Source organism: Nocardia sp. NPDC047648, from assembly GCF_040642815.1.
GTDB classification, from domain to species: domain Bacteria; phylum Actinomycetota; class Actinomycetes; order Mycobacteriales; family Mycobacteriaceae; genus Nocardia; species Nocardia gamkensis.
Genome location: NZ_JBEYSX010000008.1, coordinates 82,285 through 94,940, shown reverse-complemented (window position 1 = coordinate 94,940; position 12,656 = coordinate 82,285). Strand labels below are relative to the sequence as shown.

Genomic DNA, 12,656 nt, shown 5'->3' with positions numbered 1-12,656 from the left:
GCGCGGCGGCCGTGATGCGGGTCACTATGCCTCGCGAGGGTTGACGAAACGTTGAGGCGCGCGAGCTCAGTCGCGCAGGGCGCCGTGCAGCCGGGCGGCCGCCAGCGCACGACGCCCGTCGCCCGCGGGAAGCAGGCGAAGCGCGTGTTCGTGGATCTCGATGTCGTGCGGCGCGCGCTCGCCGTAACGCAGCGCGTGCTCGACGTTTCCGCTGGACAGCACCGCGGTGCGCACACCGACCGCCAGGTACTCGCGCCACTGCGCGATGCCGGGGGTGTCCGAGTCCGGCAGCAGCGGCCCGCGATACAGCTCGACCGCCGTGGCGGTATCGCCCGCTTCGAGCGCGGCGAGTACGTCCACGGCGTCACAGGACAGCGGGCTCACCAGGCGATAGACCCGGCTGGTGATGTCGCCGCCGGTGGCGCGCCGCAGGTAGGACATCTCGGATTTGAGCGTGCTGGCCCCGACCGGCCGGTCGCCGTACACCGCGAAGTGCAGACGTTCGTGGGTGAACCCGTCGGGTTCGAGTGCCAGCAGGGTCAGGATCTCCAGGTGCCTCGGCCGTAGCCGTACGGGGGCGCCGTCACGGATCAGGCGGGCGGCGCCGAGGCAGGTCAGCCGGACCCCGGGCGTGGTGATGCGATGGTGCAGCTTGGTCTCGATGGCGGTGACCAGAGTACGGGCGGTGGACAAGGCCAGCGGGTGCGCGCGATCCCAGGTGGTGGACAGGTCCAGCACGCCGAGCTGGCGACCGTCCGCGGCGCGGATCGGCGCGCAGTAGCAGACCCAGCCGTGCAGGGCGGCCACCAAGTGCTCGGCGGAGAACACGGTGTGCGGCCGCGCGGTGCGCAACGCCAGCGACAACGCGTTCGTGCCCATGTGCGCCTCGTCCCATCGACCGCCCGGCGCGAAGTTGACCTGTTCGGCGCGGCGGCGCATCACCGGACCGCCGTGCGACCACAGGATGGTGCCGGTCTCGTCGGTGATCGCCGCGACGTAGCCGGCGCCTTCGGTGATGTCGCGCAACTGGTCGGTCAGCTCGGATACCGGTGTGCGCAGCGGGGACTCGGCCCAGCGGGCGGCCACATCGGCGTCGGCGTGGGGTGCGTGCGCGCACGCCGGATCGACGGTGCGCAATGATCGCAGCCACGATTGCGCGACCTCGCTGCGCAGCGCGGAATCACCCTGCGGTGTCCCGGCGGGTATCCATCGGGACCACTCTCGTTCCAGTGCAGCGCGTCGCTGCGAGAGGGAACTGCGCTGTGCCATCTCCGCGGGTCCTGTGTCTTCGCTCCGATCGTCTCCGTGCCCTCCCATCATGCCCCAGCACACGGGCGGGCATTCCGTTTCGGCGTGACGTCCACGGGTCTGGACGAACGACGATCGGGCCGCCGCGTTCGCCTCGGCCGACCAGCGCGAAAGTGCGCGGACACCCAGGCGATCCCGGCGGCGCGACCGGCGATCGGTGTGCGGCCGCCTTCCCGCCGCACACCGACTCGGCCGATTACGGCGTGGAGAAACCGATCAGCGCACCGATGCCCGCCCCGATCGGAACGGTGACCAGCGCGCCGACTCCGCCGAGGAAGAAGCCGATCACGGCGCCGATGCCCGCGCCGATGAGGGCGCCGATACCGGCGTTGTACTGCTTGCGCGCGAGCGTTTCGTCCTCACCGACGAACTGGATGAGGCGCTCGGTGCTCGCGGGTGCGTCGACCGGCGTCACCGTGAGGGTGCGGCCGGCATCGGTGATCGTGGGCGCGAGCCCGTGCGCCGCGCCGGAGGCCTGGAACGCCAAGGGCATGGTCGCGACGACCTGTCCCGTCCCGTTGCGCAGTTCGACGGCGGCCGCGTCGGCCGTCAACGCGAAGGTGCCCGCGTCGAGGGTGGTGACCACCCCCGTGCCGTCGGCGGCGGGAGCCGAGGTGAAACCGATTCCCTGTTCGACGCCGTGCACGCTGACCTGTGCCGGTGCCGCGGGCTGTGCGTGCGCGACACCCGTCGCAATTCCGGTGGCTCCGACCGCCAGCAGGGCGGTTGCGGCGAATCTGTTGACTCTCATCGTTTTTCCCCACATAGTCGTGTCGGCCACGAGTGCCGACGAATCCCCAAGATGCCGGTTCTCGGCCCCACCCATTCTGGCCGTAGGGCTTTCGCGAAGCAATCGTTCTGCGAATTTCACGAAAAATCGGTGACGTGCCCGCGTCCGGTGCGCTACTGAATTGCGCACGGACATCGCTTGTTTCGCTGTCCGATTCGGCCGAATTGCAGAATGTGTGCTGATTCGCTTGGCGCGATGCAAGATTCGCGCGACGAAGGCTGATATTCCCGGAAAATTCCGACGTGGCAACCGGATCGGTACGAGTTCGTCGGCCGAGCGCTGCCGGGGTGCTGGGTTTATCGCGGCCCGGTTCGAGATCGGAGGGTGAACTTCGCCGCGCGGGCGGTCGCTCGGCGCGAGGCCGTGATTCGAGGCCGCTGCGGGGTTGCGGCACTCGATCCGCAGATCGCGTCGGTACGTATGGCTACCGGGCCTGGGGGATCGATTTCGCCAGGTGCCAAATGATTCCGGGGCCGCGCCCATGCGGAGCCCGGCCGCGAACAAGACGCCGGGTCGGCGGCGCGGAGCCGGAATCATCTGGCGTGCAGCGGGAGCGCTCCGCTCAGAACGCGCTACCGGTGCCGGGCAGCATCCAGGCGATGCCGGGCCAGATGCCGAACGGGCTGCCGTAGAAGCCGAACGGGTTGCCCCCGTAGCCGTAGCCACCCCAGCCGCCGTAGCCACCCCAGCCGCCGTAACCGCCCCACCCGCCGTGGTGGCCCCAGCCGCCGTGGCGGTGCCAGCCACCGTGGACCTCCTGCGCCTGGCTCACCTGCGCGACGGTCGGCTGCTGCGCCATCGCGGGCGCGGCGACCGCGGCGACGGGGGTCAGTGCGAGCGCGGCGACCATCGCCACGCGGACAACCGCTCGCCGGGCGCGTCCGGTCTCGACGTCGTGAATCATCGGTACTCCCTCACTTCGGTACGTCTTCGTCCGGTCGGTGACCGATTCGGAGGTCATCGACCCAATCTAACCAATGCGTATCGTACCGTTGAATAACGGTACATTCAATGTGGTTCGATCGTGCGAGAATTCCCCCGCGGAGCGTCGCCGGTCGTGACGGGTGGTCGCGCTGGGTACCGTCGGTGGCAGCGGACCACCCGAGAAGGAGTCGATAGATGGCGACCAGTGCCGATGTGCTCACCGACGCCTACGAGCGGATCAAGGAGGTGGTGCACGAAGCGGTGGACGGGCTGGCGGACGAGCACCTCGTCCACCAGGTCGATCCGGGCGCCAACTCGATCGCGTGGCTGATCTGGCATCTCACCCGCGTGCAAGACGACCACCTCGCGGAAGTGGCCGGCACCGAGCAGGTCTGGACCGCGCAGGGCTGGTACGACCGCTTCGACCTGCCCATCGACGCGGGAGCGACCGGCTACGGTGACCGCCCCGCCGACGTGGCGGTCATCCGGGCGTCGGCCGAATCGCTCACGGGCTACTACGACGCGGTGCACGAACAGACGCTGCGTTTCGTCCGGAAATTGACCGACAGCGATCTGGACCGCGTCGTCGACGTCCGCTGGGATCCGCCGGTGACGCTGGGTGTGCGGCTGGTCAGCGTGATCTCCGATGACCTCCAGCATGCTGGCCAGGCGGCGTTTCTGCGCGGCGTGCTGGAACGGACGGAGTAACCGGCACCGGGAAGTCCTCGCCCCGTGCGCGGCCCTCGTCGTGACGTAGGTTGATGCCGCGCAAGCCGAATGTTCACAGAGAGTGCCGTCGTGGTCGTGAAGAGTGTTCTGGTCGGTGTCGCCGTGCTCGTACTCGTGGGCGTCGTCGTGCTCACGGTCGTCGGCGCCCACTGGTATATCTGGCGGCGGCTCGTGCGGGATACGACCGCGGCCGGGTCCCGCGCGCGGCGCGTCGGCACCGCCATCGTGCTGGCCGGGCCATCGCTGCTGTTGGGCGCGACGGTGTCGGAGCTGGCGTCCGCCCCCTTCGCGGTGGTCCGGATCATCGCCTGGCCCGGCTATCTGTGGGGCGCGTTGTTCGTGTACCTACTGCTGGCGCTGGCGGTCGGCGAGCCGATCCGGATCCTCGCCCTGCGCTGGTTCGATCGGGGCCGGGCCGGACCGAACCGGGAATCTGCTGCGGGAATCGATTCCGTCCCGAAGTCTTCCGGGGGAAGCGGTTCCGAAGAGGCGTCTTCCGGGAGGAGCGGTTCGGCGTCGGAGTCTCTCATGGGGAGCGGTTCCGGGCAGTCGTCTGCCGCGGGAAGCGGTTCGGCGTCGGCGTCTGCTGTGGGCAGCGGTTCCGGACGGGCGTCTGCTGTGGGCAGCGGTTCGGCGTCGAAGTCTCTCGTGGGAAGCGGTTCCGGACAGGCGTCTGTTTTCGAGAGCGGTTCGGTGTCGGCGTCCGCTGTGGGGAGCGGTTCCGGGCAGGCGTCTGTTGTGGGGAGCGGTTCGGCGTCGGAGTCTCTCGTGAGCAGCGGTTCCGGACGGGTGTCTGCCGCGGGAAGCGATTCCGCGTCGAAGTCTCCTGCGGCACACGGCTCTGCTCGCGAGTCATCGACGGGAGCCGGTTCCGCGCTGGAGTCCCCGCCGGACACGGCCGCTCCCGGCGAGTCCCCGAAGACTCGCCTACCGCGCCGCGTCTTCGTCGCGCGGGTGGTGAGCGGCGCCGCGGTCGCCGCCGCGGCGGCCACCGTCGGCGTCGGCGCCTACGGCGTCCTGGACGGACCGAGTGTCAAGCGCGTCGCCGTGCCGCTGGCGAAGTTGCCGCGCCGAGCCGACGGGTTCCGCATCGCGGTGGTCAGCGACGTGCATCTCGGTCCGATCCTGGGGCGCGGCTTCGCCCAGCGAGTGGTGCGCAGTGTCAACGACACCCAGCCCGACCTCATCGCGGTCGTCGGCGACCTGGTGGACGGCAGCGTCGAGCACCTGCGATCGGCCGTCGAGCCGCTGGCCGGACTGCGTGCCCGCCACGGCGCGTTCTTCGTGACCGGAAACCACGAGTACTTCTCCGGCGCCGAGCAATGGGTGGAGCACGTTCAGGAACTCGGCATGCACCTGCTCGCGAACGCCCGCACCGAGCTGCCCGGGTTCGACCTGGCCGGAGTGAACGACGTACAGGGCGAACGCATCGGGCAGGGACCGGATTTCGGCAAGGCGCTCGGCGACCGTGACCGGGCGCGCACCGCGGTGCTGCTGGCGCATCAGCCCGTGCTGATCGAGGACGCGGTAGCGCACGGCGTCGATCTGCAGCTGTCCGGCCATACCCACGGCGGCCAGCTCTGGCCCGGCAATTACCTTGCCGGGCTGGCGAATCCGACCGTCGCCGGGCTGGAGCGATACGGCGACACGCAGCTGTACGTCTCCCGTGGAGCCGGGGCGTGGGGCCCGCCGGTGCGGGTGGGCGCGCCGTCGGACATCACCGTCGTGGAACTCGTATCGCTCCAGGCTTGACCGCAGCTCTCGCCGTCAGCCGAACAGGCCGCCCAGCACACCGCCGCTCTGGCCGGCCTCCTGTCCGCCGCCGGTGCCTCCGACGAAGCCGCCCGGCGGCAGCTCCGACGGCTGCACGATGACGAAACCGTGTCCGGAGAACGACAGCGTCATCCCCTCGCCGGTGCTGCGGCCCATCAGCCTGCCCAATCCGAACGAATCGTTGCGTTTGATGCCGGTCTGCAGGCTCGACGACCAGGCCACCGCCGCCTGCGGGTCGGCGTAGGTCGGCTGGTCGACGTTGAGTACCACCGGCGTGCCGTGGGTGGTGATGGCTATGCGGCCACGGCCGGTGAAGACGCAGTTGAACAACCCGGCGTTGCTGGCGAATCCGGCGGCGCCCTGCACCATCCGGATGTCGTAGCGCAGGGTGGAATCGAAGGCCAGCACGTTGGCGCCGTTGATGGTGAGCCCGTCGGTGCCGTCCAGGTCGATGGTGTGCACGTCGGCGGCGCCGTTGGCGACGAACAGGTCGCCGCGCCCGGACACCTTCATCAGCGGAACGCCCTCGCCGGTCAGCCGCTGCTGGATCGCCCGGCCGATCCCGCCCGCACCGAGCGCCTGGAATTGCAGATCGCCCTGGTAGGCGACCATCGATCCGGCGCGAGCCATGACCTCGCCGTTGACGGCTACCTTGATCATCTTGCCGCCCTGCTTCTGGATGCCCGCGCCGGTGACTTCGGCGTGGCTGGGGGCGAACAGTTCGCTCTGCATCGGCAGCGCTCCTTGCTGAGGTGAGTGCATCGGTGGTGGCGGCACCGCGGCGGCCGGCGCGGAATAGGCCGGTGGCGGTGGGTAGGACGGCGGTGGGGCGGGCTGGTACATCGGTGGTTGGTTCGCCGGTGGCGGGGGAGGTCGATAGGCGGGCGGGGGAGCGGGCGCCGGGGTCTGCGGGGCCGGTCGATTCGCCGGTGGGGGAGCCGCGGCGGGCGGCGGGGCCGGTTCGTCGTCGATGCTCACGCCGAAGGCCGTCGCGATTCCGGCCAGTCCGTTGTCGTAACCCTGCCCGACCGCGCGCACCTTCCACGCGCCGCCGCGACGGTAGATCTCCACACACACCACGGCGGTCTCGGTGCTCAGCCCCGTCATCGGGAAGGCGAGCGTGCCGGCGGGGGACGCGATGGTCGCGCGCAGCGACCCCGCGGACGCGAAGGTGGGCGGGCCGTTGCCGTCCAGGCTCGCGGTGACGACGACGCGATCCACGTCGCCGGGCAGCGCGCTGGTCTGGATGTCCACCACGTCGCCCGTACCCCGGCCGTGCCGATAGGTGACGCCGGGGGCGACCGGTTGATTGAAGAACACGAAATCGGCGTCGGAGCGCACGCGCCCCGCCGAGTTCAGCAACAGCGCAGAGACATCGACGGGGGCCGAGCAGGTCACGGTCACCGTCAGCCGGTCGCCGGGCGCGGGGCGGTTCTCACCGCGGGCGAGGTCGGTCACGGCAGGCCGTCCGATCCGCGGCGGCGCCGTCGGGTTGACATGCGATTCACGGGCTCCAGTGTGTCGTGCGGGCGGAAAGCGCGCCACAGGCACACCGGGTCGTGCCTCGACCTGGCGCTTCGAGTCGGTGCGCGGGCCGGTCCATCACCGTCATCGAGCGCGGGGCGTTCGCCGATCGGAGGACCGATGCCGGCCGGAGGACGCGGGCGGGGACCGGGACTACTCCGGCGGCGGAACACCGATGGTTGGGCCCGCCGCGGCCGACGTGCACGCGGTCGGGCCACTCACTCGCATCCGGCCTGCGGCGGCGAATCCCCGGAACGCGTGAGAGCCCGGCCTGTCGACCGGGCTCTCGTCAAGGATTCCGGTCAGAGGACTTCGGCGTACATGGTGCCGTCGAGGATGCCGAATTCGACCTGCCCCGGGAACAGGGGCAGGGCGCCGGTGGCGTGCTGGGTGTGGTTGAGCGCGATGGTCTCGGTGGCCCACCGGTGCAACGGCTCGGGTAGACGCAGGACCCGGTGGTCGGTGCAGCGAACATACGGATAGGTGGTCTCGCCGGGCCGGGCGAGCGGGTTGTGGATGTCGAGGGTGGCGATGTCCAGGACCAGGCCGGTGTGCTTGGCGGAGGCGACGGTCGGTGGCTGCAGTTCGATGTCGTCCATGACCGAAGACGGTAGCTCGAAGGATGCCCGAAGCGGGTGATTCCACGCGAATGTCCCTGCGATTTCCCGGGAAGCGCCGGGACGGCGAGGTTCATCCAATGCGGTGAACCCCACCGCTACCACCAGCGATCGCGGCAGGCTTGGGCATACCGATGCCGCGTCGGCTGTCCCGGAGCCACCGGGACTGTGCCGAGCCTAAGCGACGCTGAACGTTCGCGGGGCGTTTCCGGGGAATCGGCGGACGTTGCCGCCCGGCCCGGATCCGGTGGCGACCGGTCGGTAACCGGCGTCGGAATGTCCGATTCCCGGTGCTGCGGCTTACTATGCCTGCGGCGTCAAAGAAGCTGTGCGCGTTGAGTATCCGGCACGGCGGTGTGCTATTCGATTTTTCCTTCAGGAGGTTGGAAGACGTGCTCTACGTAGTCATCGCGGCCATTGTCGTCGCGTTGCTGGCCGTGTCGGCCGTGGCGATGGTGTGGGATCCGCGCCGTCGTACGGAGTCGGACGAGTACGACTACGAGTACGGCATGGACGAGGACCGTATCGCTCCGGGCGAATACGCCCGGACGGGCAGCGTCGAATGGCCGCGTAAAGAGAGTGTCTGACCGGCGGTCAGGGCCGCCCGGCAGGCGGTGACGTAGCTGATGCCCAGCCGAGTGCGGCTGGGCATCAGTTGTTTTCAGCGAACCCCGGGTCGCTCGGCGACGCCGGTCACTCCACCGTGAAGTCGCGCCACGACGCGTGCAGTCCCTGTCCGCGCAGCGACGTGCTGTGTCCGTCTTCGATCGGATGCAAGGTGATGATGCCGAAACCGATCTGCACCGTCTCGGGCAGCTGCGGCGCGCGGGTGGTGTACACCGGGGCGTCGTCGACGTACCAGCCCGCGGTGCCCGCGGCCCGGTCGATCGTGACGCGGTAGCGGTGGAATTCTCCGGGTTTGATGTCGATTCCCGCCAGCGGCGCGTGCACCACGTGGGTGAACGCTTCTTCCGCGGGGACGACGCCCGGCACGAACAGCCGCTCGTGGATGGCGTAGGCGTGCTTGCTGGTCGCGATCAGGTCGAAGACCTGGGCGCTGCTCATATCGAGGACGTTGAACGCGGCGAAGCCGTCGCGGTAGTCGTCGCCGGTAGCGCCGATGTTCTCCGCCGCCATCTCCACGGTGAAAGTCCGTGGACCGCCGGTGAGATCGACCGCTTCGGTCGACACCAGCAGGTGCTTCGGGTTGTCCAGGATCTGGACGTCGGCGTGGGATCGGGTGAAGGCGTCGATCCGGACCGACACGGCGCCCTCGCCGACCTCGGTGCGGGCGGCCGGGTCGGCGTAGCGCCAGCTCTGGCCGGGCCCGAGCGGGACTTCCAGGTGACGCCACCGGTCCTCGCGGAGGTCCGGTCCGTTCAGGTCGTCGTAAGTCATTGCGGCAATTACCCTTCAGCCGTGTGGTCCGGCGGTATCCGATAGGTCGTCCCCGGTCGCGCGGCGGCGCAGTGCGGTCACGACGCCGTTCGACGACCCGGACTTGTAGCCGACGCCGCCCAGCAGCAGACGTTCCTCGGTCATCCGCGGGCGGATCGCGGGGCCCATCGGCCACCAGTCGTCGAGTTCGACCAGGCCGGGCTCGATCAGTTCCAGATCACCGAAGTACGAGGCGATCTGCTCGCGGGTGCGGTACCAGCCCGAGCCCAAGCCCATTTCGGTGAAACGCCGTTGCAGTTCGATGGCCATCTCGTGCGCCTCGCCGCCGTCGGCCGGATCGTAGAAATGCGTGATCGCGACGTAGGAGCCCGCGGGCAGCGCCTCGATGTACTGACGCATGATCCCGGCCGGATCGAGGTCGTCGTCGACGTGATGCAGGATGCCGCACAGGATCAGCGCCAGCGGCCGGGTGAGGTCGAGGTGGTGGGTGACGTCGGAGTGTGACAGCAAGGTCTTCGGCACGGTGAGATCCGCGGGCACGAAATGCGTGAACTCGTTGCGCTCGAGCAGGACGCGGCCGTGGATGTTGCACACCGGGTCGTTGTCGACGTACACCACGCGCGCCTGGGGATTCTGCTGTTGGGCGATCTCATGGGTATTGCCGACGGTCGGCAGCCCCGCGCCGATGTCGAGGAACTGGTCGATGCCGACGGTCCCGGCCAGATAGCGCACCACGCGGTGCAGCCAGCGGCGATTCATGCGCGCCACATCGCTCTGCCGCGGCGCGACTTCGGCGACTTTGTCGCGCACGTAGCGGTCGACTTCGTAATTGTCCTTGCCACCGAGGGTGGCGTCGTAGACGCGGGCGATGCTCGCGCGTGTCGTGTCCACGCCTACCGGCGCACGAACACCGGTCCGGGGAGCGTGCTCGGACATGGAGACCTCTCTGTAGTTTCCGTCGCCTGGCTCACCAGCCTAGGGTCCGCCGAATCGGCGGGCAATCCGTGCGGATACGTTCGGCGAGCGCTGATTTCGTGGACCGACGGCGATCTCGCCGACCACGACCGAGCATACGAACCGGTCGATACTCATCGGCCGATCGCGGTGGTGACCGTTGGGGTTTCCTGCCACCGAGGACGGCGGCCGGCTCGTCTCGGACGCCCTGCTCGGTGATCTGCACGTCGTTCGAAGTCATCTCGGGCTCCGTGGTGGGGACGGGTTCAGGTCTTGCGGCCGACGCCGCCGAGGATCAGCCGTTCGTCGGGCCACGGCGTGCGCAGCGCGGGGCCGCCGGGCCACCATTCGTGCAGCTCCACCAATCCCGGTGGAACCATTTCCAGTCCGTCGAAGAACGCCTGGATCTCCGCGCGGGTGCGCCACCGGCCGGTGCCGAGACCCCCGTCGTGCAATGCCCGCTCGGCCCGCCTTGCCAGGACGTGCAGATGCTCGTTCTCGTCGGCCGGATCGAAGAAGTGGCTGATCATCACGTAGGAGCCCGGCGCGAGCCGATCGATGTACCGCCGCATGATGCCCGCGGGGTCCTGCTCGTCGTCGACGTGGTGCAGAGTGCCGCACTGCATCAGCAACATCGGGCGCGACAGGTCGAGGTAACGGTTGACCGCGAGGCTGTCGAACAGATCTGCGGGGCGGGTGAGGTCGGAGTCGAGGAAGTGGGTGCGTTCGTTGGCTTCGAGTACTTCCCGCCCCCGGACGACGCAGGCCGGGTCGTTGTCCACGTAGACCACCGCGACCGCGGCGTCGAGTTCCTGGGCGATCTCGTGGGTGTTCTTCTGCGTGGGCAGTCCGCTACCCAGGTCGAGGATCTGATCGATGCCCGCCGATCGGGTGACGTACCGGACCACCCGCTCGAGCCAGCGCCGATTCGCGGCGCCGACGTCGTCCTGGTGCGGCACCGCCCGCTTCAGGTGCTGGTATACCTGCCGGTCGGATTCGTACCAGTCCGTCCCGCCGAGGGCGTAGTCGTACACGCGCGCGATGCTGGGCACCGCCGGGTCCACACCCGCTAGGCGGGTCGATCCCTCTGCCGACGTCATGGCGCTCCTCCTCCGCGTGGCCACCGTCGGGGGCGACTCTACGCATACCGCCGCGGGCTCGCTCGGATTTGTGGGCAAGATATTGCGTTGGCACTCTTGCGAATACATGTTTGCGCACCAGCCGTTCCGGGCACGCGCTCGCGCCTGGACCGCCGTCCGGGAACGGACTAGTAGGATTTGCAGCCGACGTTCAGACAGCTGTGATGGTGGAGGCACAACGCCCCGCGGTCTAACCCCCGATCGGCCGGAGGCATGCATGAGCAACGACGAGGATGCCGGTGACAACGCGGATTTTCCTGCGGCAGAACGTGGTCCGACCGTCCTTCGGATCGCGTTGGGCAGCCGGTTGCGGCAGCTGCGCGAGGGCTGCGGAATCAGCAGGGAGGCCGCGGGCGACGCCATCCGCGGATCGCACGCCAAGATCAGCCGACTGGAACTGGGCCGGACCGGTTTCAAAGAACGTGACCTGCGCGACCTGCTGAGCCTCTACGGCGTTGTCGACCCCGCTGAACGCGAAACGTATCTCGAACTGGCTCGCCGGGCCAACGATCCCGGCTGGTGGCAGCACTACAGCGATCTGCTTCCCGCGTGGTTCGAGACCTACATCGGCCTCGAACAGGCCGCCACCACGATCCGCACCTACGAGGCGCAATTCGTGCCCGGGCTGCTGCAAACCGCCGATTACGCGCGCGCGGTGATCCAGCTGGGCAATACCGACGAGACCGAACGCCGCGTCGCCATTCGCATGCGCCGCCAGCAGATCCTCTATCGGGCGGCCGCCCCGACGCTCTGGGCGGTCATCGACGAGGCCGCGCTGCACAGGCCGGTCGGCGGGGTGGAGGTCCTGCTCGAGCAGATCGAACATCTGGTCGGGATGGCCGACCGTCCCAGCATCCGAATACAGGTACTGCCGTACTCGGCGGGCGGGCACTCCGCCGCGGGTGGCCCGTTCAGCATCCTTCGATTCCCGGAACCCGAGCTGGCCGACATCGTCTACACCGAGCAGCTCACCAGCTCGTTGTATTTCGACAAGCAACGTGATGTCGAGCTGTACATGTCGGTCATGAACCGGATCAGTGTGGAGGCGCTGTCTCCGGCCGAGAGCATCGGTTTCCTACGCGAGTTGCTCAGCGGCATGCGCTCGGGCGAATAGGACGAACGACGCCGCCGAGCGGGCCGCGCTCGTCGTTCGGCTTGCGCGGGGAGTTTGCTCAACGCATCGATCTTCTCCGTTCCCCCGGTGCTGCGCACATTCGGAGCGAGATCATCTGGGCCGTTTGAAAACCGGGCGGTCGGATCGGTTCAGGGCGTCGCGGTCAATCGTGCAGCACCCGAATCGAATCCTCGCATCGGGGTGTGAATTCTGTTGTCCTCGGCCATAACTCGTCGAACTGAGACCTGCGAAGGGTAACAGTTCAGCATCGTCGAACCCTTGCCGATGCTCATCTGTTATCGATCGGCGTCGGTCCACCTCGATCTTCGAGTATTTCGAGACCGGTGGCGCCAATGCACATGCACGGGCGCATGTACGTACCGATG

At 68.7% G+C, this 12,656-nt stretch carries 12 protein-coding genes; 4 read left to right on the top strand and 8 right to left on the bottom strand.

Annotated elements, in window-relative coordinates; genetic code table 11:
* Nucleotides 1–66: 66 nt before the first annotated feature.
* From ABZ803_RS18510 to ABZ803_RS18500, 3 genes are all read right to left on the bottom strand, one after another.
* Complete coding sequence (locus ABZ803_RS18510; RefSeq protein ID WP_357039255.1) at nt 67–1,269, bottom strand: transcriptional regulator; 1,203 nt, start codon at nt 1,267–1,269, stop codon at nt 67–69.
* A 235-nt stretch (nt 1,270–1,504) separates the two neighbouring features.
* Complete coding sequence (locus tag ABZ803_RS18505; RefSeq protein WP_357039252.1) at nt 1,505–2,059, bottom strand: hypothetical protein; 555 nt, start codon at nt 2,057–2,059, stop codon at nt 1,505–1,507.
* A gap of 601 nt (nt 2,060–2,660) precedes the next feature.
* Complete coding sequence (locus tag ABZ803_RS18500; RefSeq protein WP_357039249.1) at nt 2,661–3,059, bottom strand: hypothetical protein; 399 nt, start codon at nt 3,057–3,059, stop codon at nt 2,661–2,663.
* A gap of 158 nt (nt 3,060–3,217) precedes the next feature.
* Between ABZ803_RS18500 and ABZ803_RS18495 the strand changes: the two genes are divergently transcribed.
* Nucleotides 3,218–3,730 carry a DUF664 domain-containing protein gene (locus ABZ803_RS18495; protein ID WP_357039246.1) on the top strand — a complete coding sequence of 171 codons (513 nt, stop codon included), beginning with the start codon at nt 3,218–3,220 and terminating at the stop codon, nt 3,728–3,730.
* Nucleotides 3,731–3,820: 90 nt separating this feature from the next.
* Nucleotides 3,821–5,503: a metallophosphoesterase gene (locus ABZ803_RS18490; protein ID WP_357039243.1), complete on the top strand. Its 1,683-nt coding sequence runs from the start codon at nt 3,821–3,823 to the stop codon at nt 5,501–5,503.
* A gap of 15 nt (nt 5,504–5,518) precedes the next feature.
* Here the strand turns inward: ABZ803_RS18490 and ABZ803_RS18485 are convergent, their stop codons facing one another.
* Complete coding sequence (locus ABZ803_RS18485) at nt 5,519–6,982, bottom strand: AIM24 family protein (RefSeq protein ID WP_357039240.1); 1,464 nt, start codon at nt 6,980–6,982, stop codon at nt 5,519–5,521.
* Between the two features lie 368 nt (nt 6,983–7,350).
* Nucleotides 7,351–7,647, bottom strand: coding sequence for a hypothetical protein (locus ABZ803_RS18480; RefSeq protein WP_062971377.1), 297 nt, complete (start codon nt 7,645–7,647; stop codon nt 7,351–7,353).
* Nucleotides 7,648–8,057: 410 nt separating this feature from the next.
* Here ABZ803_RS18480 and ABZ803_RS18475 point away from each other — a divergent pair, with 410 nt between their 5' ends.
* A complete protein-coding gene (locus tag ABZ803_RS18475; protein WP_357039236.1) occupies nt 8,058–8,252 on the top strand; it encodes a hypothetical protein in 195 nt (64 codons plus the stop codon).
* 106 nt (nt 8,253–8,358) lie between these two features.
* Here the strand turns inward: ABZ803_RS18475 and ABZ803_RS18470 are convergent, their stop codons facing one another.
* From ABZ803_RS18470 to ABZ803_RS18460, 3 genes are all read right to left on the bottom strand, one after another.
* The gene (locus tag ABZ803_RS18470; protein WP_357039233.1) at nt 8,359–9,063 is read right to left on the bottom strand and encodes a DUF6081 family protein; all 705 of its coding nucleotides are present in this window, start codon (nt 9,061–9,063) and stop codon (nt 8,359–8,361) included.
* Nucleotides 9,064–9,078: 15 nt separating this feature from the next.
* On the bottom strand, nt 9,079–9,999 hold the full coding sequence (locus ABZ803_RS18465) for an SAM-dependent methyltransferase (protein WP_357039230.1): 921 nt from the start codon (nt 9,997–9,999) through the stop codon (nt 9,079–9,081).
* Between the two features lie 284 nt (nt 10,000–10,283).
* Complete coding sequence (locus ABZ803_RS18460; protein WP_357039227.1) at nt 10,284–11,117, bottom strand: SAM-dependent methyltransferase; 834 nt, start codon at nt 11,115–11,117, stop codon at nt 10,284–10,286.
* A gap of 256 nt (nt 11,118–11,373) precedes the next feature.
* On the opposite strand from ABZ803_RS18460, the gene ABZ803_RS18455 reads away from it, so the two are divergent.
* Nucleotides 11,374–12,270, top strand: coding sequence for a helix-turn-helix transcriptional regulator (locus tag ABZ803_RS18455; RefSeq protein ID WP_357039224.1), 897 nt, complete (start codon nt 11,374–11,376; stop codon nt 12,268–12,270).
* The last annotated feature ends 386 nt before the right edge of the window (nt 12,271–12,656 follow it).

Coding starts and splice junctions, on each gene's coding strand:
- ABZ803_RS18480 (WP_062971377.1), bottom strand. CDS start 7,647: ATGGACGACATCGAACTGCAGCCACCGACCGTCGCCTCCGCCAAGCAC.
- ABZ803_RS18470 (WP_357039233.1), bottom strand. CDS start 9,063: ATGACTTACGACGACCTGAACGGACCGGACCTCCGCGAGGACCGGTGG.
- ABZ803_RS18465 (WP_357039230.1), bottom strand. CDS start 9,999: ATGTCCGAGCACGCTCCCCGGACCGGTGTTCGTGCGCCGGTAGGCGTG.
- ABZ803_RS18500 (WP_357039249.1), bottom strand. CDS start 3,059: ATGACCTCCGAATCGGTCACCGACCGGACGAAGACGTACCGAAGTGAG.
- ABZ803_RS18505 (WP_357039252.1), bottom strand. CDS start 2,059: ATGAGAGTCAACAGATTCGCCGCAACCGCCCTGCTGGCGGTCGGAGCC.
- ABZ803_RS18455 (WP_357039224.1), top strand. CDS start 11,374: ATGAGCAACGACGAGGATGCCGGTGACAACGCGGATTTTCCTGCGGCA.
- ABZ803_RS18460 (WP_357039227.1), bottom strand. CDS start 11,117: ATGACGTCGGCAGAGGGATCGACCCGCCTAGCGGGTGTGGACCCGGCG.
- ABZ803_RS18510 (WP_357039255.1), bottom strand. CDS start 1,269: ATGGCACAGCGCAGTTCCCTCTCGCAGCGACGCGCTGCACTGGAACGA.
- ABZ803_RS18495 (WP_357039246.1), top strand. CDS start 3,218: ATGGCGACCAGTGCCGATGTGCTCACCGACGCCTACGAGCGGATCAAG.